Raw genomic sequence first — 25,609 nt, 5'->3', positions numbered from 1 at the left:
GGTCAATGCTGTTGGTTAAAGGCGAGCGCCGCGCGTTCGGACGCCACCACGATCAGCTTCATGGTGGCACGCGTCGCGCCGACAAAGAATTTGCGCGCGACCTGTTCGTCGAAAGTGTCGAAATCGACTTCGGTCAGGATCACGCACGGCGCCGATTGCCCTTTGAACCGGTAGATCGATTCGAGCAGCACGTCACCCTCCCGATATTCCGGATTCCCGAACAAATCGTAACTCCCCGTGAAGCTGCGCAAGCGATGCGGCCCGAGCTGGTCGACCGATGTCAGCACCGAGCCTTCGCGTCCGCGAAAGGACAACACCGCAATGTCCTGCTTCCGGTAGCCGAGCGCCAGCGCCTGAGTGATCGCTCGCTTAGTCGCCTCGATCACTTCGTCGGGATGGCCGTTTTCATAGGTGGAGAGACTGACTTCGGAACCATCGAACGGACTGCCCGCATCGAGCCGCACGTCGGGTCCGACGATCCGCCGGATGTACGCCAGCAAGTCGCGCGGACTGCGATAGTTCGTGGTCTCGCGCAACGTGGTCCAGCCGGGCAGCGGCACGGGGTCGCGGAAATACAGGTTCTGCATCGGGTCTTCGAGCCACCACCATGCGCCGTCTGGCGCAAGCAAACGCGTGAGCGCATCCACCCAGGGCGCCTGGAAATCCTGGCCTTCATCGACAATCAATACGTCGAACTTCCAGTGCCCCGCAATCTCCACGTTGGCGAAACGCTCCTCCAGCGTAGCGAATACGTTCGGCTGGCTGAAGTCTGGCGGAATCCCGGCATCGCGCGTCACGCTTGCGCTGAGCTGGTGATAATTGGCTATGCGCGCTTCGGGCGGCGCGACCAGACGGATGTGGTCCGCGAGCGGCCGGTTGAAGCACACGTACATCACGCTGCGGCCCTTCGCCACCGCATCACGCATCACCTGCACCGCCAGTTGCGTCTTGCCCGAGCCGGCGGTGCCGATCACACGCAGCCTGAACGGCTGGAATTCGAGCCGCCGTGCCCACGTGGCGAGGCCTCCCGAGAGCCGGGTGACGAGCATGTCGGCCTGACCGACCAGCGCGTTGGTATCGGGCGTGAGGGCGAGTTCGTCGGAGAGAAAGTGGTGGATCCGCGCGGACGCCTCGAAACGCGGCTCATTGGGCGGCAGGATATCCAGCACGACCGATGGCAGCTTCGACTTGCGGCTGGCATCGACAATGCGCGCTTCGGGCACGCCTGCAATGGACGCGTCTTTCACCGTGTAATCGGGGCAATACAGCAGCTCTTCAATCCGGTAGGTGCCCGCGCCGAATGCGGCGGTGAAGCGCCGGTGCAGGTTCTCGAGCGTGCGTGCAAGCTGGATGGCGACGTTACGCTCCTTCTGCATGTAGACCTTCATCAGGCCCGCGGGGGTCTCGCGCAGGAACCCCGCTTTCTGTTCGATGACCAGCACCCGGCCCGACGGCGCGACCACCACGAAGTCCGCTTCGCCGAACACCGAAAAACCTTCGTTGATGCGGGTCCAGTGAACACCGTGATACACGGTGTAGTCATCGGGGAGTTTTGCGAGCAGCGCGAGCGTGTCGAGTTCACGCACGGCGGCGCCGGTCGCTGCCATATTCTTCCAGTCGTCGGGGACGATTCGAGCCATGCTTCGCCTTCGTTGCCTAAGTGCGTATGAGTGCCGGAAAGTGCCTGAATGAAGCCTGATTCAAGCTGAACTCAAGCCGGATCCGGGAAACCAGCGGCCATTGTACGCAAGCCGCGCGGCCGTCCCGGGTCAGTCCGCAAAATCGTATTTTCCGCCACGCTGCAACGCTCGCTGATAGGCCGGACGCTCGTGAATCCGCTTGATGAAAGCCGCTACGTGGGGAAGCTTCTTCGCGCCCGCACGCTGGGTTCCGGCTTCGAGCGGGAAGCTCATTTGCACGTCGGCGGCGCTGAAGGCGTCGCCCGCGAACCATTCGGACTTCGACAGCTCGCTCTCGATGAAGCCGAAGTGCAGTTTCAATTGCGGGTCGATGAAACTGTCCTGCATGGTCTGCGCGATCCGGCGCGCGATAGGCTTGACGAAGAACGGCATGGGCGCGCTGCCGATCCGCAGCGCCACCAGCTTGAGCAACAGCGGCGGCATGGCGGAGCCTTCGGCGTAGTGCATCCAGTAGTTGTAGCGAATGCGTTCAGGCGTGGTCCCGTGCGGGGGTGCAAAGCGTCCTTGCCCATAACGCTCGTTCAGGTACTCGATGATCGCACCCGACTCGGCGATCGTCTGGCCGTCGTCCGTGATGACCGGTGACTTGCCTAGCGGATGCACAGCGCGTAACTCGGGCGGCGCAAGCATGGTGTTGGGGTCTCGCTGATAACGCTTGATTTCATATTCGACGCCCAATTCTTCCAGCATCCAGAGCACACGTTGTGAACGGGAATTGTTGAGGTGATGAACAATGAGCATGGAGGATTGCCGTAGAAGTTTAAATCCAGGGTTGAAGTCCGGGCACAAACGCGCCAAGAATACAACATGGCTGCGTACGGGCGTTCGCGGGGCGTTCACGGGGCGCTCACATTCGCACCGAGCGTTTCCTCGGTTTAGTGTCGAATTCATGAGGCGAGGCCCGCTTTGTGCGACGGGCATGATCGGACAAGGGCTGTCGTTCCCTGCTTTTCCCCCTGTTTCCAGATCAAAACAAAGCAAAAGGACAATTCAATGACCCTGGTTATTTATCTGTTGGGCTGGCTGATCCTGATCGGCGGCGTGTCATGGGCGCTGGTCGCCATGCACGTGTCGCAGCACACCATCTTGATTGTCGACGTGATCTTGCTGGGCATTGCGGTGATCACCGGCGCCACTCGCGCGCGCAACCGCGACCGGTCATAAGACCGTCATCGCGTGAAGGACTCGCAGGACGCTGGGGTCCTGCGAGTGCGGGCCGGCCGCGTGCCGATAGGACGCTAGGACAGCACGCGCGAACTAAGAGACTGCTGGATCAGCGTCACGAGCGCATCGGGGTGCGCGGGTTTTGTCATGAAGTGCTGAAACCCTTCGCCAATACTTCGCAAGCGGTATTCGTCTCCGTCGTGGCCTGTCAGGGCAATCGCTATCGACGGCGTCAGGTTGCCACGAATCTCATGGTCTCGCAGGCGCTGGATCAGGTAAAAACCATCCATCATCGGCAGGTCGATGTCGCAGATGACAGCGTCGGGCAACTCGCGGATGACCGTCTCGGCGCCCTCTTCGGCGTCCGCCACAGCAAACACTTCCGCACCTTCCTCTTCCAGCAGCATTCGCAGTGATTCGCGGCTCTCAAGGTCATCTTCGATCAGCACAATCCTGGTATGTCCCAGTCTCGCTACTTCATTCATCATTATCTTTTCTAACAGCCCAAACTGGATTCCGGTGCCGATGTCGCGGCCCTCGCGTCTCACTCACTGCGGACCTTGCGGCACGACGGCATGCGATCCATGCGGCACCGTGTGATCTGCCGCGCGCGCCGGTGTCGAACGTCGCGCGGATTAAAAATTTCAACGGCCGCAGTATGCCTCATTGCGTGGTCGCTCAAGCTAGCAGCAAAAAACAGACCGAGCGCAGGAACTGCATGAGAAACCACGGCGAAAGCCCCGCTTCGTGGGGCTTTGCGCAAACCCTAATGGGTTCATGGCAGCGCTGCGTGCAAGCGTGGATCGAACGCGAGCCGGCCCAACGCAGGTAATTTTTTACCCGGTATGACGTTTTGAAAGTTCAGACTTATCGATGCGGCCGCGAACGCAAATCATCACAGTGAAAGCTTGGCTGCGGCATGTGTCGAGGTATGCGCTACCACATGATGCGAGCGCAACAGCGCGCGATATTCGGTCGGCGTCAGGCCTACCGTCGCCTTGAACTGCCGCGTGAACGCACTGTGATCGGTGTAGCCGCATAGCGCCGCTACGTCGGTGACCTTGTCGTGTGTGACAAGCAGCGCCGTAGCCGCATCGAGCCGCGTCTTGAGCAACACCTGACGCGGTGTCAGATGAAAGACCTTGTGGAAATAACGCTCGAGCTGGGCAATCGACATGTTCGCCATCGACGCCAGATGCGGCATGTTCAGCGGCTGCACGAAGTTGCTCTGGATATGCTGGACGACGGCTGCGAGCCGGCTGTAAGCCGGATGCGTCCCTTCGTCCGCCTGCAGGTCGCGCGAGATACCGGCCAGGCCGACGACCGTGCCGTGTGCATCGTGGAGCGGCTGCTTGGACGTCATGCACCAGCCCGGTTGGCGCGCCGGGTACAGATGCAGTTCGAGCTGGTCGATCATCGGGTTGCCCTGCGCAATGATCGACTGGTCCTGCGCCGTATAAATGCGGCCAAAGCGTTGCGGAAAGACTTCTTCCGCCCTCTTGCCAAGCAGCCCCTGCTTGTCCTTCAGGCCGCAGCGCGAAGCCAGCGCACGGTTCACGAGGGCGTAACGCGCCTGCGCGTCCTTCACGAAGAAAACGATATCGGGCATCGCGTCGAAGACCGGTTCGAGCAGCCTGAAATGCTGCAGCATGGCCTCGAGCGTAGCCGCGCCCGCAGGGGCGGCAAGCGTCGCGTGCAAGCCGGGTGGTGCGATACCGTGTTCGGGTTCAGCCTGCGCCGGACGGTCCGTCGTAATGGTCATTCGCGTCTCGCTGGCGTCGTCGGGGTCCGCAAGTGCCGCCCATGCCACATACGCCGCGTGGATGGAGCGCGCACCTCGATGCGCCCGATTATAGAGGCGAGAGGCGTCCGTCAAAATTGGTGTTGACGACAGGGAGGTTTGGGCAAAGAGAACAAGGAGAGCGTGTTGCACGGACCGGGACTGACAACTTCTTTTTGTCCCGCCCTCAGGCCGCCGGAATACCCCAGGCGAACGGGTCTGTGCTGTCGAAGCAGAGTCGGCCTTCGGCCATGATGTGCGCGTGTCCGGTGATGGTCGGGATCACCGCCTCGCCCGCGAGTTCGCCCGAGCGCCGGTAGCTTGCCTCGAACACGCTGCCAATGATGCTTTCCTGCCGCCACACCTCGCCTTCGGCCAGTTTATTGTCGGCGGCAAGACACGCGACTTTCGCGCTTGTGCCAGTGCCGCACGGCGAACGGTCGTAGGCGCTACCGGGACACAGGACGAAATTGCGGCTATTGATACCCGCGCGCGGCGAGTCCGCGAACAATTCAATGTGGTCGATCATCGCGGCGTCCGCGCCGGTAATGCCTTGCGCCTGCAATGCGTCACGAATGGCGTCTGTGAATACCGTCAGTCGAGTCAGATTCGTTGCAACGAGATCCTGGCCATGATCGGCTACGAGAAAAAACCAGTTGCCGCCCCAGGCGATATCGCCCGTCAGTGGCCCGTACCCGTCCACATTCACGCGAACCGCTTGCCGGTATCGATACGCCGGCACGTTACGCACGCTCACGCTGCCGTCCTGATGCAGCGTAGCCTCGACAACACCCGCGGGCGTCTGGATCCGGTGTAAACCCGGCTGAATCTTCCCCATGTGAGCAAGAGACACGATCAGCCCGATCGTGCCGTGGCCGCACATGCCGAGATAGCCGACGTTATTGAAGAAAATGACCGCCGCCGCACACGCCGGTTCATCCGGCTGGCACAACAACGCCCCTACGATCACGTCCGAACCGCGTGGTTCGGTGACCACGCCCGAGCGCCAGTCGTCGTGTTTCGTGCGGAGGTTTTCCAGGCGCTCGGCCAAGCTGCCGTCGCCCAGATCCGGTCCGCCCGATGTGACGAGACGAGTGGGTTCGCCCCCCGTGTGGGAATCGATGAAGTGTAGGATTTTCATGCTGACATCGTAGAAATTCGGACGCGACCCGTCTTGGTGGCGCTCATCGAATTTGATGCCGATTTCGGCATAGAGCCTAACGTTTCCATAAGTCACTGAGCACTGAGAAGACTTAGGCCCATGGCGTGATTTCGCTATAGACAAGCGAAGCTCAAGCGAGAGCACTTGTGCTGAAATCGGCATCGCAATTGCGCGCAACATGCAAGACGGCCCATTCTGCAATGCTTAGACTGCACTCAACCGATCACTTTTAGGAGAGCCGCCATGGCGCATATCTGGGAAGGCGTAATGCCCGCCGTCACGACCAAGTTCAATGCGGATTTCAGCATAGACCGCGCTTGGACCAAGAAGAATATCGAGGCACAGATCGCGGCCGGGGTCGACGGCATCATCGTCTGCGGATCGCTTGGCGAGGCGTCCACGCTCTCGCTCGACGAGAAGCTCGACGTGCTGGACATCGGCGTCGATGCCGCCCAGGGACGCGTGCCCGTGTTGCTGACGATTGCGGAAAACAGCACGCTCGACGGTTGCCGGCAGGCCGAACTCGGCGTCAAGCACGGCGCGGCCGGTTACATGGTGCTGCCGGGTTTGCGTTATTTATCGGACCGGCGCGAGACGCTCAACCACTTCCGCGTGGTCGCCAGTGCGAGTCCGCTGCCAATCATGGTCTACAACAACCCGCTCGCATACGGCGTTGATGTGACACCGGACATGTTCGCCGAACTCGCCGATGAAAAGAAGCTCGTTGCGATCAAGGAATCGGCCGGCGATGTACGCCGCTTCACAGATCTGATCAACGCGGTCGGGGACCGCTACGCACTTTTTTGCGGCGTCGATAACCTCGCGATGGAAGCCTGCCTGATGGGCGCGCACGGCTGGGTTGCCGGGCTGGTTTGCGCGTTTCCCGACGAGACCGTGGCGATCTTCAGGCTCCTCAAGGCGGGCCGCCTGGAAGAAGCCCGCACGATCTACCGCTGGTTTGCGCCGCTGCTTGCGCTCGACGTCTCGGCCAAGCTGGTGCAGAACATCAAGCTGGCCGAGGCAATGGTTGGCCTTGGCACCGAACCGGTCCGGCCGCCGCGCTTGCCGCTGGCAGGCGACGAACGTCTCGCGGTGGAGGCGTTGATCAAGCGTTCGATTGAAACCCGGCCGGTTTTGCCGACGTTATAAGTTGCTAAGTTGGGTTGGCCCGCGGCGGCTGCGGACTTGTTCTCGTTGAAACAAGTCCGCAGCCGCCGCAGCTTTATTCCCGATCAATACCGGCTTTTCATCGTTCAGTCTCACCAACGAGCCTCTTCCGGCTCCGTTCACCTCGCCCAGCGCGTTACCGCCCGAGCATGCAAGCAGCCCGCCTGCACACGCTCCTAAGCCTCAAAACCAGCCCAGCTCCATCTAACACTTAAAGCAGAAAGTAGGCATTCGTTATATTCTATGAAATATCACGGTACTATTCTTTTGCCCCTGATCATTCATCTTGCCGGCGCCAAGAAACCGATCCAATCATGCATCTCGAGGATTTACCCATGTCCGGGCAAAAGGCATCCACACCCAGCGCTCCCGCTTGCATCCCGCTGCGCCGCGACCTGTCGGTCGCGGTCACGCCGCTCAACTCGGCGCGCGATCCTGAGCGCACGGAAGCGATTAGGGAAGTGGTCGATGCATTCCGGAACCTGCGTGCAAGCGTCGCCCGATTTGTCCTCATGCTCGAGGACATCCGCGGTAATGCCCGCAACCTCGAATCCACGACCGGCCAGCCGCTCGGCGAGCTTTTGTCTTCCCTTGAAGATCACGCTCGCGCGCTCGACTTCGGCCGCCTCGACGACCTGACGTTTGCCATCGAGACCGCCCGGTCGGCTGAGCAGCAGCGGGATCAGGTATTCCTGGCCGCGCCCGGCAGCGGCACGATCGGTCTTCAGCAGGTTGCGCGAAGCCTCGAACGGCTGGACGCCACGTTTGTCGGCTTATGCGTCGAGCACGTGCTTGAACGGCACTATCGAGACCGTGCGGGCAACGGCGTGCCTGTCTGAACACACGCGTTTTGTACGCCAGGACCACCGGCATTGATTTCCTCGAAACAGCCGGCCAGATTCGTACCGTTATATTCAATGGTATATTTCGATATCCGTTCATCGAGCAGGCTAATGACCGTTGTCTGTTCAGCCGCTTGCAGCTGTTCGCAGCCGTTTGACATCCAGATCGATTCGAGGTGAATGTGCAAACCGTTCCCCCCTTCCGCCTTGCCCGCACGCCGTCCACTGAATCGAGCAGCGCCGTGGGAGCCGCCGTGGGTGCTTACGCCGGCTCCCAGACCGGTGCGGCGGATGCCTGCTGCACGCCTACCGACGCACAGCTTCACAGTCCGCATCGCCGTGCGCGGCTGTCCGATCTGGATTCGCATTTGCATTGCTCGGTGATCGGTACCTGCTTGAGTACGAACGAGCTTAGAAAACTCGTGCCGAAGTTCACGGAGCTCGACCGGCAACACGCGACGGATCTTGAGATTCATCACGCCGCAGTGGAACTCGCTATAGATGGCGGTGCGGGCGCCAAGGCGCTGCAGAAGGCGCTGGATGCGCGCTACTCGGGCGCCGTGCGCCGCTTCGACGCGGCCAAGGATCCTGAAGCCCTGCTGGCGCTCTGGAAAGACGCGCTCAAGAGCGGCGATATTCCCCCGGCGTACTGGGCGTTGATGACCCATCCGGAAGCCGTCATGAGCGTGCGCCAGGCTGCGTTCGGCGACCTGCATATGTTGTCCCATCTGGTGGGTGCGGCCAACCGGGCCGACATCCGCCGCCTGGTTGCGCTCGAAGAAGAAAATGCGGTGCTCAAGGACAAGATCGACCGGCAGCAAGACAAGCTGCACGAATTGACTACGGAGCGCGACGCGTCACTGCGCCAATTGAGCGCGCAAGTGGCCGAGTTGTCGGCCAGGGCGGAGCGCAAGCCCGATGTGTCGGAGGCAGGTCTGGAAGCTGAAGCCCAGGCGCTGCGAGAGGCGCTGGTTGCCCGCGACGAACGTCTGGCGATTCACACGAGCCGCAGGGAAACTGCCGAGCAACGCGCACTCGATGAGCAACGCCATGCGCAAAGCTTGAGCCAGCGGCTGGACGACACCATTGCGATCCTCAACGTGGTCCAGGCCGAATGCAACGCACTGGAGCAGGCGCTGGTGGTTCAGGGTCAGGGCAGCGAAGCCGGTTCGAAGGCCGATGACCTCGCCAACCTGAGCGGCAAGCGCGTGGTCTACGTGGGCGGCCGGCCCGGTTCGAACGCCGCGCTCAGGCAACTGGTTGAATCGGCGGGTGGCGATTTTGTTGTCCACGATGGCGGCATAGAAGACCGCAAGGGCATGTTCGCCGCCGCGCTCCCGCGGGCGGACATTGTCGTGTTTCCGGTCGACTGTATCGACCATGACTCCATGAATCTGCTCAAGCGCGTATGCGACCGTCATCAGGTCGACTATCACCCGCTGAGAACCGCGAGCGTGGCGAGCTTTGTGGAATTGATGACGCGGCTTGGCCGGGCGTCGTCGCAAGCCGGTAAGTCCGGCAAGCCCGGCAATAAGCCGCCAGCGTCCCGGTTTTGCTTGCGGCACGGGTAAGCCCTGGAGCCCTGGCCTTTCAATAAGCTCAGCGTTTCATGAGCTTGATCAGCGCGGAAATCTGCGGCGCGCAGGTCCTGGCCGCTTCCGCTTCAATCTCGCGATAAAGCCGCACGATCTTTTCACCAACAGGCGTGAGCACGCAACCGCCGCCCGCCGAGCCACCCGTTTCCGAAGACGTTGCGGGCGCCTTGAGCGTGCGGTTCAGTTCGTCGATGAGCAACCACGCCCGCCGGTACGACATGCCCAGGCTGCGCGCAGCAGCCGAGATCGAGCCATGCTCATGCACGGCCTCCAGCAGATCAATTTTCCCGGGCCCGATTGCCACGGCGTCCGCCTGCCGGATGCGCATGCGAAAACGCACCTCGGGCTGACGGGATAAGGAAGGAGTCGCTGGATCTTTCACGGATTTGGCCATGCGCGAAAGCATACACGACGCCGACAGGACCATGCATCCACGGCATTGCTGTGCATCAGGAAGTCGCGGTACTCAGGCGCGGTGCTCAGATTTATCGCCGAAACAAAAGCCGAAATCTTCACAGCCCGGACACCCTGGCGCCGGCTGCGGCGCTCGTCCGAGCGATAGCGCAAGTTCTCGCGCGAGGAATTTTTTCCAGCGCATCCCATCGACATTGCGCATCACCAGTGCCGGGAAATACCGGCTGAGCATGTCGGTGACTTCGTCGCGCCCGCCTAGCCCGAGATCGCGCCACAGATGGTCCTGCCGCAAGCACGCATGGGCGATGATCGATGCAAGGCACTCCGCGTCAGCCATGTCGGCGGCGCCGCTCTCCCGGACATGATTTAGCAGGAAAGCCGCAAGCGCGCTGACGAACCCGGCCTGTTCTTCCGAACGGATAACCAGGCTCGCCCTTGGCGGTTGCATTGCGCCAAAGTGCCGGCCATACAACCAGACGAATTGTTCCGCCGATAACCCCACAGCAGAGAAGGGTCATCGTGCGCGGCAAGCAAGGTTGCGAACAAAGCGGTGCCGGCGGCATCGGGCGTGGCCGAGGCGGCCAGCAACTGGGCGCGCGTCACGAGCGAAAGTGTCATTGCCGGGTAGCGAGAATACTGCTCGAGGGTATAGTCGATCGCGGGGCGTCCCGGGAAGGTTCAGCTCAAAACCAGTATGCCACGCGTAGCCCAGAGTCAAGCCTGTGTCTCGTGACACCTTACAAATAGCCCGTATCAAATCAGGGCGTCAAGACCCGCGCCACGATTCGCACAAGCCGCTTCACATGACGGGGAGCGGGAAGAATATCCGCGCCTGAAAACAGGATGGGGACGCCGTCCTCGGTGCTAAGCGCTCGGCCTCCACATTCATGCGCGACGATGACACGCTCACCCACGGGCGTATTGAACAACTCGTGCCATGAGAAGGTGACCGCGTAGCCATCGTGCGCGACCGCAATAAACACAGTGCGCTTGAACTCGCCCTTAGGCTCGGGCCGCAGTCCGGCTTTCATGATCAAATCCTTCAGCAACACCCCGCGATAGGTGTCGACACTCCGGATAAACCGGTTCGTCGTATAGCAACGCAGATCGAACGGATCGGCAACGACGTTCGGTTGCTCCCTGAATTCCGCGAGATCGACGCTCAACGGTCGCAGGAAATCCCCTTCGAGCGATATGACGGCTTTCGCAGTGGTTTCGAGCGCGACTGCGGGGGAATAGGCATCACTCATTTCTCATCCTCCAGGGGCCGGTTTCAGGTGGCTTGTCCGGCATTATATCCACGCGAATATTACGCTGCAGTCGCGGCAGTCAAGTCAGTGCGCGACCAATAGGCAGCATACAAAATCGCGCATATGCGCTTCAGGTAAGCCTGAAAGCAGCGCTAAGTACCAACCCTGATCGCCTAAAGCGATATATTGGTGGCCTTGAACCCATGGATGGTTAAGGAAAATCGATGCCCCAGCGTCTCTCTCGCTACGCGCTTACGCTCGCCGCCACCTTGACTGCCGCTGCGGTCATCGTGCTATCCGGTTGCAGTTCGGCGCAAATCGTAAGCGCGCCACAACGCGTCACTCTGGATGCACGGGCAAATGGCATTGCGATCCGTCCGGACGATGGCACGATCTTCATCACCGACGATAAAACCAATAGCGTGCTTTCATCGGTTGACGGCAAGACATTCAAACCGCTGGCCGAGATTCCGCTGGTCGCGGGACAAGGAAACGCGCTGAGCCAGGTGAGCATCGCGGATAGCGGTTCGCTTCTGGTCGGACGATTCGGATTCGGCACGGCAGGCGCCGTGTTCGACATTGGCGCGGACCGTTCCGTCTCCGCCCTGTCGGGCACCGACCCAATGCGGCGAAGACTGGGACTTGCCGTCATAGGCACGGGAAAAATACTCTCGACCTGGTTCGTCAAGAACGGCAACAGCCCGGCAACGGGCGGCCTCAGCCTGATCACATTCGATGTTTCAAGCCACGCCGCGTCCGAACACAACCTGTTGACCGGACTGGCGAAACCCGTCGGCATAGCCGTGCAAGGCGACACCGTTTTTATATCGGATCAGACCGACAACATGATCCTGAAGACCAGCCTGTCCGGACTGATCAATCATGCCCAGTCTGGTGGCCTGAACACAACGGTCGTCAAGATCAACGGACCCGACCTGCTGAGCATCGATTCAAACGGCACGCTCTATACCAAATGCGACTCGACGGCAGTCTGCAAGATAAACCCCGATGAATCGGTTGCCGTTATCGCAAACGATTTCGAGGATGCGCGCGGCGTCGCTATCGACCGGACGCATCACGTGTTGTACGTCATAGACCGGCCGAAATCCGCTGACAGCGGCAGTACCCTACGCGCTATTCCACTGAACTGACGAACTGACGCAGCGCAAGCTGACGAAAAAGCTAGTCGTCCACGCCGATAATCACGCTCGACGCCTTGAAGATCGCCGTGGCCGCTTTCCCGCTGGCGAGCGCCAACCGTTGCGCGCTTTCGTTCGTGACAATGGCGGCAATCTGCGCGCCGCCCGCAACAGTAATAATGACTTCGCTATTGACGGCGCCCGGGGTTACGGCCGATACCGTCCCGGCAAAGCAGTTCCTCGCCGATACCTGGCTATCCGCCACATCGACCATCACGATGACCGACGATGCCTTGACCAGCGCAAACGCAGCCTTGCCGGGAGCGAGCCCGAGTGATGTTGCGCTGCCATGTGTGATCACCGCGACAATCTCCAGGCCGTCATTGGCGCGCAGCAAGATCTCGTCATTGACTGCGCCATGCTTGACGTCCACCACTTCACCGACAAATTGATTTCGGGCGCTTGTTCGCATGTTCTCATCTCCGGTTGCGGCGTCCTTCGAAGGCGTTGATCACCCCGATCTACCCCGATCTACCCTGATCTCAGGACGCACGTTTGCTAGGGTCACCTGCATTGCAGGCAGGCCACAAGTGTAACCGCACCATGCTGACCACTTGAGACGAATAGCCGGGGAAACATGTCGATGCATGTCGATGGCGTTAGCGGACACGTTGAGTCTCAGCGTAATATAGCGGCCTTTATTACGCCCTTTATCAATGTGGAATCAACGTGGAGAATCAGATGATCCGTAAGGTGATGGTGTCGGTTGTGGTCATGGCCAGCGCGCTCTTGAGCCATGCCGCCGTGGCGGATGAAAATGCGGTCAACGTGCTGTATGCCGGGTCGCTCGTCAATTTGATGGAGCGCAGCGTTGGCCCCGCTTTTGAAAAAGAAACGGGTCTGCACTTCCAGGGTTACGCGGCCGGTTCGAACAAGATCGCCAACGAGATCAAGGGCAAGCTGCGTCGCGGCGACGTGTTCATCAGCGCGAGCCCAAAGGTCAACACGAGCTTGATGGGTGCGGCCAATGGGGACCACGTGTCATGGTATGTGACGTTCGCCGAATCACCGCTGATGATCGGCTATAACCCGCGCAGTAAATTTGCCGGCGACTTCAAGACGAAGCGCTGGGACAAGGTCTTGCAGGAACCGGGTATTCGCATCGGCCGGACCGATCCGAAACTGGACCCCAAGGGCGCGTTCACCGTCGAAATGGTGACCAAGGCCGCCGATCTTTATCACCAGCCGGACCTAGTCGAAAAGACGTTGGGCGCAGCCGAGAATCCCGATCAGGTCCTGCCTGAAGAAACCCTTGTCGGACGTTTGCAATCCGGGCAACTCGACGCCGGTTTCTTCTATTCGACCGAGACTTCGGACCTGAAGATCCCCTCCATTCGTCCCGCACCCGAATTGCAAGCCAAGGCAAGCTATACGCTCACCATTCTTGGCGATGCGCCGAACTCCGCGGGTGCTACGCGCTTCGTCGACTTCCTGCTCAGCGCGAAGGGCCGCGAGCTGCTTAAGGAACATGGTGTCGACGTGATCAAACCCGCGATCACCGGTAACACCCAGGCCATGCCGCCGTCCGTCCAGGCTGTGATCGACGCTACGCAATGAAACGCACCGCTGCGCAACCGCTGTGGTGGCTAGCGGCGCTGCTCGCAGTCTATTTGTGCGCGCCCTTCCTTGCGAGCATCCCGCAGGTAGGCGCGGCGGACTGGCACGGCGTGGACTGGACGAGCACGCTGTCGGCGGTGGCCGTATCGGCGGGCAGCGCGAGTGTCGCGTCGCTCGTCATTCTGTTGGGTGGCGTGCCGCTGGGTTATCTGCTTGCCCGGTCAAATTCGCGCAAGGCAGCGCTGCTCGGTTTTATCGTGCAATTGCCGCTCGCCTTGCCGCCGCTCACCAGCGGCGTCCTGCTGCTGTTTCTTCTCGGCCCCTATAGCTGGGTCGGACAACTGACGGGCGGCGCGCTGACCGACTCGTTCACCGGCATCGTGCTGGCTGAAACGTTTGTCGCGGCACCATTCCTGATCATCGCGGCGCGCTCCGCATTTGCAGCGGTGGACCCCATGTTCGAGGACGTGGCCGCCACGCTGGGACATCGTGCAGGCAGCCGCTTCTTTCGCGTCACGCTGCCGGTTGCATGGCCTGCAATCAGCGCCGGCCTGGCGCTGGCTTGGCTGCGCGCATTCGGTGAATTCGGCGCGACCGTGATGGTCGCCTATCACCCGTATTCGCTGCCGGTTTATACGTATGTCGTGTTCGGCGGCCAGGGCTTGCCGGCGATGATGCCTTTGCTGTTGCCTACGCTTGCCATTGCCGTGGCGTGTGCAGCGTTGTCCATCTACAGCCGCCAAGGCCGCGCTTCGTTGAGCCAGGAACTCGTCAATGGCGATGATGCTGACGACAACGTCCCCGCACATCCGATGCTGGATGACGACGATCGCCGCCTGAGCATCGTGCTGAAAAAGCGGCTTGGCAGCTTTGATCTCGACATTGAATGGGCGCCGCGGACACGGCGCCTTGCGATCATCGGCACGTCGGGGTCGGGCAAATCGATGACGTTGCGCCTGATCGCGGGCCTTGAAGCCGGGCAGACGGCTACCGTAACGCTAGGTACAACTCCTCTCGATGCCCTGCCGCCCGAAGAGCGCAGGATCGGTTATATGCCGCAAGACTACGGTCTTTTCCCGCACATGACGGTCGCGCAGCAACTAGCGTTTCCGCTAAGCGCGGATGCCGCGAGCGCGCGGCAATGGGTCGATCAACTCGGCCTCTCGACGCTGCTAGCCCGCTTGCCCCATGAACTTTCATTCGGTCAGCGGCAGCGCGTGGCGCTGGCTCGCGCGCTCACGCAGCATAGCCAGTTGCTGCTCTTCGACGAACCCTTCGCCGCACTCGATACCCCACGCCGCCGCCGTCTGCAGCAATCGTTGCGCGCACTGCAACGGGAGATATCGGCGGTCACGGTGATCGTCACCCATGATCCCGATGAAGCCGCGCTGCTCGCCGACGAAGTATTGCTGATCGAGCACGGCCGTGTGCTTCAGGCAGGACCGGTGAGCGATGTCTTCGAGCGCCCCGCTTCACTGCGCGTGGCGGAATTGCTTGGGCTTCACAATGTCGGGCAAGGCCGCTTGATCCAGGCGAACCGGATCGAGCTTGGCGGCGAGTTACGCCTTGACATGGCGGGTCATACTGCCATCCCTGCGGGACAAACTGTCATGTGGCGGCTGCCTGCGCTTGCTATCACGCCGTCTGACGAAGGTGCGTTCCAGGGCACGGTTGACGGGATCGAATTGCGGCGCGGAGATCGATACGCACGGCTAAGAATCTCCGGTGTGATATTTGATATTCCCAGCGATGACGCTCGCCTGAGGACCGGCACATCCCATCGGTTCTCGGTGGACATCGGCAAATTGACGATCTGGTCTGTTTGACGGAAACGGCTGACGGTGCGCATAAAAAAACCGTCTCGCGACGGTTTTTTTAACCTGGACGCCACGCATGCCTCAAACCGTGGTTTCCTCACACGCGCGCGATTCCTCGACGGTGTCGCCATAAAGATGCAATAGCCGATAGCCGCTCTTGTACACCGGCTGCAAGCGGAAGTGATTGATCGGCTCGATCATCAGTGCAAGCCTCAAGCGCGAAACATGGCTGTCGATGGTTCGCGTGGACTCGCGAAACTCGCGTCCCCAGACCATGGCGAAAATATGATCGCGAGACAACACCCGCCCGATGTTCGAGAAGAACAGCAACGCCAGCCGGAATTGCGTGCCGCTCAGTTGCACGGGTTTGCCCCATACGGTGACGGTTTGCTGGCGTGAATCAAAGCGATACGGGCCCAGCTCCGTGATAGCGGCGGTTTTTGCCGGATAGGCGCGCCTGAGCAGTGCTTGCACGCGTGCACCGAACTCGGCGGAACGCACGGGATGCGTGACGAAGTCGTCCGCACCCGCGGTCAGCGCACGCACTATGTTGCTCTCGCCGCCATGCGCCGTGGCGAACATCACGGGCACGCGCTCGCCGATGCCCGAGCGCATCGATTTCAGCAAATCGAGCCCGGACAAACCGGCGGAATTCCAGTCGAGAATCAGCATGTCGACCGTGGAACGGGACAGTGCTTTCGACATCGACAAACCGTCGCTGAAAGGAACGCAGACATGGTTGAGCCGCTCGATGATTGCGCAGACGACGAAGCGGTGCTGGGGATCGGATTGAAGAACTGCGATGCGCATGATGACAGGACCGGTGAACCTGCAAACGGTGACTTCGAGACGTGCTGAAACAACGTTATTGAAGCCACCAAAGAAGGTCTCATGACGCTCCACGAGACCGCTTTAGATGCGCGAATTCTGCGCAGCGGTAACGGGTTGATCCATCGGAAAACTCTTAATTACGGCGACAAGTCGGTCACAAATGCTTTCAATATGTCTTGCGAAGTCACTGTTTGTGCCGATAGGTAACAGCGTCCGACCTTTCAGACAGGTGCTGCCTGAACGCTATGCCACGTGGTTTTAAATGGGTGCGCAAGGACACGCACACTCGCGAAAAGTCTTGCATGCATATTTCACGAACCACGGAAACGTCGGACGCTGCGCTTCGATAAGCTGGTCTTCATGAACTCGAACCTTTCCTCCGCACGCGCCGGGCTGAGCACACGCCAGGCGCTGATCGTCACCACGGCCAGCATGGGTTTCGTGGTCTCCCAACTCGATGTCACGATCGTCAACGTGGCGCTCGCCAGCATCGGACGCGACCTGCACGCGAGCGTGGCGGGCCTGCAGTGGACCGTGGACGCTTACGCGCTCGCCTTCGCCGCGCTGATGCTCTCGGCAGGCGTGCTAGGCGACCGTTTCGGCGCACGCCGTTTGTTCGTCGCGGGCCTGATGCTGTTCGGGGTGGCTTCGGCCGCTTGCGGATTTGCGATGGACGCGACCCAACTGGTCGCTGCACGGGCATTGCAGGGCATAGGCGCCGCCGCCATGCTGCCCAACTCCCTGGTACTGCTCAACCAGGCTTGCGGTCACGACGACGGGCTGCGTGCGCGTGCCGTGGGCTTGTGGACGGCGGCGGGCGGAGTGTCGATTGCCGCAGGCCCGATCGTAGGCGGCCTGCTGATCGCCGCGTTCGGCTGGCGCAGCATTTTCTGGGTCAACGTGCCGCTATGCGTCGCCGGCATCGTGGCGACCTATGTGTGGATCGCCGATAAAAAACCGGAACAACAAGTGCAAGCGCGCGGTATCGACTTGCCCGGGCAAATCCTCGCGACCGTTGCGCTGACCGGCTTCGTCGGCGCGATGATCGAACTCCGGCCGTTGGGCCTCGCGCACCCGCTGGTGATCGGCGGAATTGCCGTGGCCCTGCTCGCGGCCGTGGCGCTTGTGCTGGTCGAACGGCGCGCATCAGCCCCCATGCTGCCTCCCGCGTTGTTTCGGGACCGCACGTTTAATTCGGCCACGGTGTTCGGCATCTGCGTGAACCTCACGTATTACGGCATGGTGTTCGTGCTGAGCCTGTACCTGCAGCGCGTGCTTGGCCATAGCCCTTTGGAAGCCGGGCTCGCGTTCCTGCCGCTCACCGGGGGGTTCCTGTTGTCGAATCTCGCGAGTGGCGTAGTCGTCGCGCGCTTCGGCTCGCGCTTGCCGATGATTGTTGGCGCATTGATCGATGCAGCCGGTTTCGCCGCGCTTCTTTTCGTCAATGCGTCTACGCCCGTGCTTGCATTGCTGCTGCCCTTCTTGCTGATTCCGACGGGCATGGGCCTCGCCGTTCCCGCGATGACAACCGCCGTGTTGGGCACGGTTGCGCCGGATCGGGCAGGCACGGCGTCGGCTGTGCTGAACACCGCGCGGCAAGCAGGCGGCGCGATAGGCGTCGCCGCGTTCGGCGCGCTGGCGAGTCACTCAGCCATGGCGGAAAGCGCGCAGATCGTGATAGGTGTAAAGGCGTCGGCGGGGGTATCAGTGGCGTTGTTGCTATTCGCCGCCGTCCTCGCGTGGCGGGCGGTCGAGAGCAAGCGTGCAAAGGACGATGCAGCACCGGAGGCCATATCGGTTAAATGCGCGGTTAAATGTGGCACGGGGGCGCGCCACTGAGCGTGACGCAAGCACGCTAAGGGCGCCGGGAACGCTCGTTGCGTCTCGTTTGATCTCGTTTGATACACGCACTTCTCGTGCAACGCGCGGTCCGCCGACCGCTAGTGAGGAACAGGACATGTCCACGCCGCCGCCGGACCCCACCTACCTGCCGATTGAACCCGATCCCGATGAGCTGCTCGATCCCGACTTGCCGCCGCCTCCGGACGATCCCGACTCCCCCGATGGTCCGGATTCAGCGACACCGCTGGTGCCTGCAGATCCGAACAACGGTACGCCGCGTCTTTGATTTTGCACTCCCGGATCAGCAGAAAAATGCCCGCCGGTGTTTAGCAGGCGGGCATTTTTTCGGGCTGGGTTTTCTGGCCTTTTCTGGCCGATGAAGCGCAAATCAAAGGGTCGTTGTCAGGATTTCGCCCGATGCAAGCGCTCGTTCAATCAACCCTTCCTGCTGTGCCTTGCGCACGGCTTCAGCGACAAACGTTTCCGGCGCTTCGATCTCAGCTTTGATCGCGCCGATGATCCCTGAAGCCTCGACAATCACCAGCGACTTTGCCGAATCCGCCCGGCTGATGATGACGCGTTGCGGACTGCCGCCGTCTGCGATGGTTGCGCAGAACTGCTCCGACTTGCCATCGATGGTTTGCTCGAAAGTTTGAATCATCGCCAGGGTTCGCCTGTAGTAATGGAGGTCGGGCTAGGGCACGCATAAAACGTTCCCCGCGCTGTTCGCTCCTTGTGAATCATCTGATGATTAACCGGCAAGGCTGTCTTCAGCCGTTATGCGGATGGCCTTCGAACCAGCTAATTCTCGTAGCCCCCTTCAATAAATCACATCGCTTCGATCCTCGCAACAATCTCTGCCAAAGTAACTTTTGCCGTCTTAAGTAAGCCTCAGGAGAAAAGATACCTTCGTCCTACCCTAAATCTGCCGCCCCGCTTGCCGTTAAGGTCTAGGACAGCTTTATTCAAACGAAGCCCAACAAAATCAAGCGGAGAGAGCATGTTTGTTGTCATTGGCTGGGTCGTGGTCATCGGGTCGGTGATCGGCAGTTTCCTGGGCGTAGGCGGTCATCTGGCCGCGCTGTTCCAGCCCTTCGAGTTGTTGTGCATCTTTGGCGCGGCCATGGGTGCGTTTGTCGTATCCAATCCGGTGACGACGCTCAAGAAGACCCTCAAGGTCATCCCGAGCGCGTTCAAGTCGGGAGGCTACTCGAAGGAAAAGTACGTGCAGCTCATCGCGCTGCTGTACGAGCTGCTTCAGAAGGCCCGCAAGGAAGGCATGATGGCGCTCGAGGTCGACGTGGAAGCGCCGGAGAACAGCCCTACGTTCAAGAAGTACGAACACGTGCTGAACGATCATCATCTGCTGGAATTCATCGTCGACTACTTGCGCATGATGTCGAGCGGCAACATCAATGCGCTCGAGATGCAGGACCTGATGGACGAAGAACTCGAGACGCATCACGCGGAGACATCGTTGGCAGGCGGCGCAATCCAGAAGATGGCCGACGGCCTGCCCGCGTTCGGTATTGTCGCGGCCGTAATGGGTGTCGTGCATACGATGGGCTCGGTGGGTGCAGCGCCAGCAATTCTCGGCGAAATGATCGCAGGCGCGCTGGTCGGCACGTTCCTCGGCATCCTGCTCTCGTATGGTTTCTTCGGGCCGCTGGCCGATCTGCTGGCTGCAAAAGGACAGGCCGAAGCCAAGCCATTCCAGTGCGTGAAGTCCGTACTGCTCGCGTCGATGAACGGCTACGCACCGGCGATTGCTGTCGAGTTCGGGCGCAAGGTGTTGTTCACCGCGGATCGTCCGACCTTCAAGGAACTCGACGACGCCGTCCGGGCCACCAAGCAAACGAAATCAGCATGACGAGCCTGTCGCGCCCGGCGCGCTTCACCCGCACCACGCAGATCGTGCAGATCATCAAGAGGTTCGCTCATGGCTGACAACTCCTCTCGCGACCCCATGCAGTCGGTGCTTTCGCCGACCGTTGTAGTGAAACGCAAGAAGAAATCCGGACACGGCGGCCATCATGGCGGCGCATGGAAGATTGCCTACGCGGACTTCGTCACGGCCATGATGGCGTTCTTCCTGCTCATGTGGCTGCTCGGCTCGACCTCGAAGTACGACAAGCAGGGGATTGAAGACTATTTCAACGCGCCACTGTCGACGGTCTTCGGCGGCAAGGACGGCAGCGGCGCCGCACGCTCGAGTGTGATCCAAGGCGGCGGACGCGATCTCTCCAGTTCACGTCCGGGAGAGGCGACCAAGAGCCAGACCCAGCCGCTGCCGAAGACGACCGTGCGCGCGGCCGCGGAAGCGGCCGCGAAGGACGACGCACAGCGCCTGAAGCAACTCAAGCAGAAGCTCAGCGCATTGATCGAACGCACGCCGGCGCTTGCCGCGTACAAGGATCAGATTCGCATTGACATCACGAGCGAAGGGTTGCGCATCGAGATCGTCGACTCACTCAAGCGGCCGATGTTCCCTTCAGGCAGCGCGAAGCTGGAATCGTACGTGGTGACCATCCTCGAGCAGATCGGCTCCTCGCTGAACGACGTGGATAACCGCGTGTCGATCGCCGGACACACGGACGCCGTGCCGTACTCGGGCGGTCAGGCAGGTTATTCGAACTGGGAGTTGTCGAGCGAACGGGCAAACGCTGCACGCCGCGCGTTGATAGCAGGCGGGATGAATGAAGGCAAGATCCTGCAAGTGCGCGGACTGGCCGATGTATTGCCGCTCAACAAGGCAGTCGCCGACGAACCGACCAACCGGCGCATCAGCATCCTGGTGTTGAACAAGGCCGCTGAACAAACGTTCTTTGCTGACGGCGGGCGGACTGCCGTGGATGAATCGCAGCCGGCCAGCTCAACGATTCCTGCGGCCGTCGGGTCGAAGGCGGCAAGCACCGTGATTCCTGCTGCGGCCTCTGGCTCCAAGCCGGCAAGCAGCGTGATTCCGGCAGCCGTGCTGTCCAAGCCCGCGAGCGCCGCGAATTTGGAAGCCGTCAGGTCGCAGATTACAAGCGCAGTGACTGCGGCGGACGTAGCCGGGCGACCGGCGAAGCCGATTACTGCGTCGGCGACCGCCGAGCCTGCCTCAAAAAGCTAGCACGCTGCAGTGAGCGGCGGCGATTCGCCAGCCGCTCTGCGTCTCCACCCACATGCGGGTATAGCGCAGGTTGGCCGAGAGCGGCACCCCGCCGAATTGGCCGCTCAGCGCTGCATGCGTGAGCGTCACCGCGCTCTTGTCGTACACGCGCACCGTCTGTTCCTTGATCTCCAGCCGCTCGATCCGCTGTATCCCATGGCGATGCGCGTTCAAGTCGTCGGCTGGCTCCTCACCTTGCCTGTTGCATCGACGAACGTGAGGTCGTCGGCTAGCAGCGCGTCGAGCACATCCACGTCCGATGAAAGCATGGCTTCCCGCAATCGCCCTTCCAGTTCCGCAATCACGCTCTCTGTCATCGCTTCGTTCCTGGCTTGAAGAAGAGCCGCCAGCATAGCGCGACGCGTCGCTAAAGCGCGCTTTAGCGCCCTCCCCGAATACCAGCCCAAGCCGTTCGACGCCCAGTTTTTCGTGGGTCGATTCGTTAGCCGTTTACTCGCCAGGCAACCATTCCTGAGGCTTACCGGAAGTATTTTTTCTGTAGCCGTCGCTTAAAAACAACTGTCATCTACCTTACACACGCCTTCGCTAAAGTCCGCCCGTCGCGAGCTACGGACCGTCAGAGTCCGATGCCGCGCATCACTTTTTTGCATCAACTTACTCACACCCACGCTTAGGGAGAACGTTTTGAACCGTAAAACACTGCTCGCCACTGCTGCAATGGCGGCATTCGCTGCATCGGCACCTTCCGCTCAAGCTCAAAGCAGCGTCACGCTATACGGCCTCATCGACGCCGGTATCAGCTATGTGAACCACAGCGCTGCCGGCACCGGCAGCTCGAAGAACTTCAAGTATGACGATGGCGTGGCACAAGGCAGCCGTTGGGGTCTGCGCGGTGCTGAAGACCTGGGCGGCGGCCTGAAGGCGATCTTCACATTGGAGAGCGGCTTCAACAGCGGCAATGGCACGCTCGGCCAGGGCGGTGCGGAATTCGGCCGGCAAGCGTATGTAGGGATTTCGAAGTCGGATATCGGCTCGGTGACCCTCGGCCGGCAATACACGTTCTCGACCGATTACCTCGGCGGTTCGTATTCCATCGGCGGCCAGACGGTTGCAGGCAACTACGCGTATCACATCAACGACGTCGACCAGCTCACGTCGAGCCGCATCAACAACTCGATCAAGTTCAGCAGCGCCAACTTTCACGGCGTGACGTTTGGCGGCTTGTACGGTTTCTCGAACCAGGCCGGCGCGTTCGAAGGTTCGCCCACGACCACGACCGCAGGCGTCACAACGCAAGGTTCGTCGCGCGCCTACAGCTTCGGCGTGAACTACGCCGGCGGCCCGTTCGGTATTGGCGCGGCTTACACGGACATCCACTACCCGGGCTCGTCAACGCCGGCGTTCAGCACGAGCATTGCGAACGTTGCGACGGGCGGTTCGAAGGACCTGCGCACGTACGGTGTTGGCGCCAGCTACAAGTTTGATGCTGCAACGGTGTTTGGTCTCTGGACCAATACGCGCTTTGAATCCATCACGGGCGCGACGTCGAAGTTCAACGCGTATGAAATCGGCGGCAAGTATGCGTTCACGCCGGCTCTTACCGGCGGCCTCGGCTACACGTACATGAAGCTCACCGATGCCGCGAAAGGCAAGTGGAACCAGGTGGACGCAAGCGTGGACTATGCGCTGAGCAAGCGTACCGATGTCTACGTGCTGGGTATCTATCAACACGCGTCGGGTTCGAATGGCAACACCCCTGTGCAAGCGCAGATCGGTTCGAGCACGAGCTACTTCGGCACGTCGGGCGGCGGTTCGAATGAACAGATAGCTGCACGCGTGGGTATTCGCCACAAGTTCTAAACCGCGCCACAAGTTCTAAAGCAGGCTTGAGTAGTTAAAACGGGCCGCTGGGATCTCTTCATTCCCAGCGGCCCGTTTTTCATTCGACGTCTGAAGCACCAGGCGTCGAATAACTATCACAGCACCTTGTGTTTATCGAGCGACTTGCCCGTGGCTGCGTTATAGCGCTCGACGTATTCCTCCATCAGCTTGCGCATCGCGCGGCCGATTGCCTTGTAGTCGCTCTCGTTAAGGTTCGCAAGCGACACACGGCCCGACGGGTGTTGCGTGCCGAAGCCGCGTCCCGGCAAGAGCACGACGCGCGCTTCCTTCGCAAGCCGGAACAACAGCTCGGAGGGCTCGGTGTTTTCGAAGAGCCACGTGACGAACTCCGGCCCATACGCACGATTGCCGAGGAACTCGAGGTCGATGATGGTGTAGTAATCGACCTGGTTCACGTCGCTGTCGTCGAACGATATTCCTATCTCCCTGTACAACGCCTCTTTGCGGCCTCGAATCAGCCGCTTGAGCGCGTTCTTGTAGGCCTCAGGCGTATCCATCAGCGCGAAGAGCGAGAACAGCACCATCTGCACTTGCTGCGGCGTGGAGAGCCCCGCCGTGTGGTTCAGCGCGACGGTACGGCTGTCGGCCACCAGGCGGTCGATGAACTTCAGGTTCTCCGGCTCGGTGGTGATCGACTCATAGCGCTCATGCAATTCCTTGCGCTGTTCCTTCGGCAGCTTGCGGATCAGTTCGTCGATCACGTTCTCGCGGTGCATGGCGATCGTGCCGAGCCGCCAGCCGGTCGCGCCGAAGTACTTCGAGTACGAATACACGAGGATGGTGTTCTTCGGACACAGCGCGAACAGCGAGACGAAGTCATCGGCGAAAGTGCCGTACACGTCATCGGTCAGCAGGATCAGGTCCGGCCGTTCTTTCACGATCTCCGCGATGTACTCCAGGCTCTCGGTATTCATCTTGACGGAAGGCGGATTGCTCGGATTCACGAGGAAGAACGCCTTCACCTTCGGATCGCGCAGCTTGTCGAGCTCCTTCTTCGAGTACTGCCAGCCGAGTTCCACGTCGGCGTCGAGATTGACCACGTTCAACTGGTAATCGTTGAGCGTCGGGATCTCTATGTAGGGCGTAAAGATGGGCGAGCCTAGCGCGATAGTGTCGCCCGGCTTGATCAGGTGATTCTCGCGCATCGTGTTGAAGATGTAGGTCATGGCGGCGGTGCCGCCTTCGGTCGCGAAGATATCGAAGTCGCCAACGAAGGGATGCCTGCCGATCATTTCCTTCTTCAGGTACTGCGCAACAATCACCTCCGACAACTTCAGCATCCGGTCCGGCACCGGATAGTTCGACGCAAGAATCCCCTCGCACATTTCGTACAGGAATTCGCTGCCGTTAAGACCGAGCTGGTCGCGCACATATGACAGCACGCCACGCAGGAAGTCGATGCCAGGAACGCCCTTGTTGTCGCGTGCAAAGATTTCAAAGCGCTCTTCCAGCCCCTCGCGCTTCGGAAAGCCGCCCAGCCCTTCGGGCATGTGGGCGAACGAGCGCTCCGACTCGCGCATGGCGAAAAGGCCAAGTTGCCAGAAGCCGTGGCGAGGAACAGTGGCGAGGAAGTTGGGATTGCCCCGGCCTGCGTTGAGCATGGCCGCGTTGGCGGGACGCTCGACCGCGCCGCCGCCCGCGGCCTTGATCAATTCGTCCTTGAGTTCGAACGGGCTGAGCGCCGCGATCTTGGATTGTTCCTGCGAGCCCGCCTTTGTAGATTTTGCCATCCAACACCTCCAGAAATGATCGACTGCTTGAAAGAGCGACGTTCCCCGGGAAACGTCAGTCCCTTCGGGATAAAAGCGGCAATGAATTTTCAGGCTATGCGTCTTTGATTGCAGATACTTATCAGGATACTAAACTGCACCTCCTGAACTGATATTCGTAACTGGGCTGGAAGTCAATGCGCGACCTGGCTTATGCATTATGGGCAGGATAATTTTGGGTAATGAAATAATCCAGACTTCCTCCGCGAAGCCTGCGAATTAATAGTCCTGGGGGAGAAACCCTCAGGCGTAATGGGTGGGATGTCGGTAGATGTCGGTGGATGTTTTCCCATGGGGCTTGCCGTCGCAGCTTTTTTGCTGGCAACGGCAGCGAGCGATTTCATCACAAGCGTTTAAATAGCTGCGATCCATCACCGGCGTTACCGATCGCAATAAAAAGTCAGAGTCGCGGGTGATTTTTACATCCCGAACAGAAACATAACAGACTTGCTACTCAATTTAATCGGGGGTTCTTTAACCATTCGACAAGTGCAGGTAAATAT

Annotated in this window: 25 protein-coding genes and 1 pseudogene; 12 read left to right on the top strand and 14 right to left on the bottom strand. The window is 60.4% G+C overall.

All coding sequences use genetic code 11. The annotated features are described in order from the left end of the window. Positions 1 to 2: 2 nt before the first annotated feature. Together FH08_RS0140090 and FH08_RS0140085 are read right to left on the bottom strand one after the other, a co-directional pair. Entirely contained in the window at positions 3 to 1,640 is a 1,638-nt protein-coding gene (locus FH08_RS0140090) for an ATP-binding domain-containing protein (RefSeq protein ID WP_031363742.1), read from the bottom strand. A 129-nt stretch (positions 1,641 to 1,769) separates the two neighbouring features. Continuing rightward, the gene (locus FH08_RS0140085; protein ID WP_031363741.1) at positions 1,770 to 2,441 is read right to left on the bottom strand and encodes a glutathione S-transferase family protein; all 672 of its coding nucleotides are present in this window, start codon (positions 2,439 to 2,441) and stop codon (positions 1,770 to 1,772) included. 252 nt (positions 2,442 to 2,693) lie between these two features. On the opposite strand from FH08_RS0140085, the gene FH08_RS53080 reads away from it, so the two are divergent. Beyond that, complete coding sequence (locus FH08_RS53080) at positions 2,694 to 2,864, top strand: hypothetical protein (RefSeq protein WP_200878859.1); 171 nt, start codon at positions 2,694 to 2,696, stop codon at positions 2,862 to 2,864. A gap of 74 nt (positions 2,865 to 2,938) precedes the next feature. Here FH08_RS53080 and FH08_RS0140075 read toward each other — a convergent pair whose 3' ends face one another. The 3 genes from FH08_RS0140075 to FH08_RS0140065 all read right to left on the bottom strand — a co-directional run bounded on the left by FH08_RS0140075 (position 2,939) and on the right by FH08_RS0140065 (position 5,785). Then, positions 2,939 to 3,352, bottom strand: a complete 414-nt coding sequence (locus FH08_RS0140075; protein WP_152603039.1) for a response regulator — start codon at positions 3,350 to 3,352, stop codon at positions 2,939 to 2,941. A 407-nt stretch (positions 3,353 to 3,759) separates the two neighbouring features. Further along, positions 3,760 to 4,515: an AraC family transcriptional regulator gene (locus FH08_RS0140070; protein WP_051888914.1), complete on the bottom strand. Its 756-nt coding sequence runs from the start codon at positions 4,513 to 4,515 to the stop codon at positions 3,760 to 3,762. 316 nt (positions 4,516 to 4,831) lie between these two features. Beyond that, a complete protein-coding gene (locus FH08_RS0140065) occupies positions 4,832 to 5,785 on the bottom strand; it encodes a 4-hydroxyproline epimerase (RefSeq protein WP_031363738.1) in 954 nt (317 codons plus the stop codon). Positions 5,786 to 6,049: 264 nt separating this feature from the next. Here FH08_RS0140065 and FH08_RS0140060 point away from each other — a divergent pair, with 264 nt between their 5' ends. From FH08_RS0140060 to FH08_RS0140045, 3 genes are all read left to right on the top strand, one after another. After that, positions 6,050 to 6,955, top strand: coding sequence for a dihydrodipicolinate synthase family protein (locus FH08_RS0140060; protein ID WP_031363737.1), 906 nt, complete (start codon positions 6,050 to 6,052; stop codon positions 6,953 to 6,955). 353 nt (positions 6,956 to 7,308) lie between these two features. Next, positions 7,309 to 7,812 (top strand): hypothetical protein, encoded by a 504-nt coding sequence (locus FH08_RS0140055; protein WP_051888900.1) that lies wholly within the window; start codon positions 7,309 to 7,311, stop codon positions 7,810 to 7,812. 185 nt (positions 7,813 to 7,997) lie between these two features. Continuing rightward, a complete protein-coding gene (locus tag FH08_RS0140045; protein WP_031363734.1) occupies positions 7,998 to 9,386 on the top strand; it encodes a DUF2325 domain-containing protein in 1,389 nt (462 codons plus the stop codon). Between the two features lie 28 nt (positions 9,387 to 9,414). On the opposite strand, the gene FH08_RS0140040 is transcribed toward FH08_RS0140045, so the two are convergent. The 3 genes and pseudogenes from FH08_RS0140040 to FH08_RS0140030 all read right to left on the bottom strand — a co-directional run bounded on the left by FH08_RS0140040 (position 9,415) and on the right by FH08_RS0140030 (position 11,074). Further along, on the bottom strand, positions 9,415 to 9,738 hold the full coding sequence (locus tag FH08_RS0140040; protein WP_200878858.1) for a winged helix-turn-helix domain-containing protein: 324 nt from the start codon (positions 9,736 to 9,738) through the stop codon (positions 9,415 to 9,417). Positions 9,739 to 9,876: 138 nt separating this feature from the next. Continuing rightward, positions 9,877 to 10,442, bottom strand: a pseudogene (locus FH08_RS52280) (nitrogen fixation protein NifQ). 140 nt (positions 10,443 to 10,582) lie between these two features. Next, on the bottom strand, positions 10,583 to 11,074 hold the full coding sequence (locus FH08_RS0140030) for a molybdopterin-dependent oxidoreductase (protein ID WP_031363731.1): 492 nt from the start codon (positions 11,072 to 11,074) through the stop codon (positions 10,583 to 10,585). 224 nt (positions 11,075 to 11,298) lie between these two features. Between FH08_RS0140030 and FH08_RS0140025 the strand changes: the two genes are divergently transcribed. Beyond that, positions 11,299 to 12,225 carry a hypothetical protein gene (locus FH08_RS0140025; RefSeq protein WP_035568468.1) on the top strand — a complete coding sequence of 309 codons (927 nt, stop codon included), beginning with the start codon at positions 11,299 to 11,301 and terminating at the stop codon, positions 12,223 to 12,225. Positions 12,226 to 12,256: 31 nt separating this feature from the next. Here the strand turns inward: FH08_RS0140025 and FH08_RS0140020 are convergent, their stop codons facing one another. Continuing rightward, complete coding sequence (locus tag FH08_RS0140020) at positions 12,257 to 12,685, bottom strand: TOBE domain-containing protein (RefSeq protein ID WP_031363729.1); 429 nt, start codon at positions 12,683 to 12,685, stop codon at positions 12,257 to 12,259. 269 nt (positions 12,686 to 12,954) lie between these two features. Between FH08_RS0140020 and FH08_RS0140015 the strand changes: the two genes are divergently transcribed. Together FH08_RS0140015 and FH08_RS0140010 are read left to right on the top strand one after the other, a co-directional pair. Further along, positions 12,955 to 13,830 carry an extracellular solute-binding protein gene (locus tag FH08_RS0140015; protein WP_031363728.1) on the top strand — a complete coding sequence of 292 codons (876 nt, stop codon included), beginning with the start codon at positions 12,955 to 12,957 and terminating at the stop codon, positions 13,828 to 13,830. Next, positions 13,827 to 15,656 (top strand): ATP-binding cassette domain-containing protein, encoded by a 1,830-nt coding sequence (locus FH08_RS0140010; protein WP_031363727.1) that lies wholly within the window; start codon positions 13,827 to 13,829, stop codon positions 15,654 to 15,656. The genes FH08_RS0140015 and FH08_RS0140010 overlap by 4 nt, the downstream gene beginning before the upstream one ends. Positions 15,657 to 15,728: 72 nt before the next feature. Here FH08_RS0140010 and FH08_RS0140005 read toward each other — a convergent pair whose 3' ends face one another. Continuing rightward, the gene (locus FH08_RS0140005) at positions 15,729 to 16,457 is read right to left on the bottom strand and encodes a response regulator transcription factor (protein WP_031363726.1); all 729 of its coding nucleotides are present in this window, start codon (positions 16,455 to 16,457) and stop codon (positions 15,729 to 15,731) included. Positions 16,458 to 16,838: 381 nt separating this feature from the next. On the opposite strand from FH08_RS0140005, the gene FH08_RS0140000 reads away from it, so the two are divergent. Both FH08_RS0140000 and FH08_RS52775 read left to right on the top strand, forming a co-directional pair. Continuing rightward, positions 16,839 to 18,317, top strand: coding sequence for an MFS transporter (locus FH08_RS0140000; protein ID WP_051888898.1), 1,479 nt, complete (start codon positions 16,839 to 16,841; stop codon positions 18,315 to 18,317). 118 nt (positions 18,318 to 18,435) lie between these two features. Continuing rightward, positions 18,436 to 18,606: a hypothetical protein gene (locus FH08_RS52775; RefSeq protein WP_160172549.1), complete on the top strand. Its 171-nt coding sequence runs from the start codon at positions 18,436 to 18,438 to the stop codon at positions 18,604 to 18,606. Between the two features lie 102 nt (positions 18,607 to 18,708). On the opposite strand, the gene FH08_RS0139990 is transcribed toward FH08_RS52775, so the two are convergent. Beyond that, positions 18,709 to 18,981 (bottom strand): hypothetical protein, encoded by a 273-nt coding sequence (locus tag FH08_RS0139990; protein WP_031363724.1) that lies wholly within the window; start codon positions 18,979 to 18,981, stop codon positions 18,709 to 18,711. Positions 18,982 to 19,320: 339 nt separating this feature from the next. Between FH08_RS0139990 and motA the strand changes: the two genes are divergently transcribed. Both motA and motB read left to right on the top strand, forming a co-directional pair. After that, entirely contained in the window at positions 19,321 to 20,190 is an 870-nt protein-coding gene (motA, locus tag FH08_RS0139985; RefSeq protein ID WP_031363723.1) for a flagellar motor stator protein MotA, read from the top strand. A 69-nt stretch (positions 20,191 to 20,259) separates the two neighbouring features. Next, a complete protein-coding gene (motB, locus tag FH08_RS0139975) occupies positions 20,260 to 21,435 on the top strand; it encodes a flagellar motor protein MotB (RefSeq protein ID WP_081889729.1) in 1,176 nt (391 codons plus the stop codon). Here the strand turns inward: motB and FH08_RS48980 are convergent. Then, positions 21,424 to 21,648 (bottom strand): nuclear transport factor 2 family protein, encoded by a 225-nt coding sequence (locus FH08_RS48980; protein WP_419178049.1) that lies wholly within the window; start codon positions 21,646 to 21,648, stop codon positions 21,424 to 21,426. The genes motB and FH08_RS48980 overlap by 12 nt on opposite strands. Beyond that, a complete protein-coding gene (locus tag FH08_RS54535) occupies positions 21,645 to 21,791 on the bottom strand; it encodes a nuclear transport factor 2 family protein (protein WP_419178048.1) in 147 nt (48 codons plus the stop codon). The genes FH08_RS48980 and FH08_RS54535 overlap by 4 nt, the downstream gene beginning before the upstream one ends. Before the next feature lie 328 nt (positions 21,792 to 22,119). Here FH08_RS54535 and FH08_RS0139965 point away from each other — a divergent pair, with 328 nt between their 5' ends. Further along, positions 22,120 to 23,295, top strand: a complete 1,176-nt coding sequence (locus FH08_RS0139965) for a porin (RefSeq protein WP_031363721.1) — start codon at positions 22,120 to 22,122, stop codon at positions 23,293 to 23,295. A 116-nt stretch (positions 23,296 to 23,411) separates the two neighbouring features. Here FH08_RS0139965 and FH08_RS0139960 read toward each other — a convergent pair whose 3' ends face one another. Beyond that, complete coding sequence (locus FH08_RS0139960) at positions 23,412 to 25,067, bottom strand: bifunctional aspartate transaminase/aspartate 4-decarboxylase (RefSeq protein ID WP_031363720.1); 1,656 nt, start codon at positions 25,065 to 25,067, stop codon at positions 23,412 to 23,414. Positions 25,068 to 25,609 lie beyond the last annotated feature (542 nt).

This window comes from Caballeronia sordidicola, from assembly GCF_000729995.1.
Lineage (GTDB): Bacteria > Pseudomonadota > Gammaproteobacteria > Burkholderiales > Burkholderiaceae > Caballeronia > Caballeronia sordidicola_A.
This window is presented reverse-complemented; position numbering and strand designations above follow the sequence as displayed.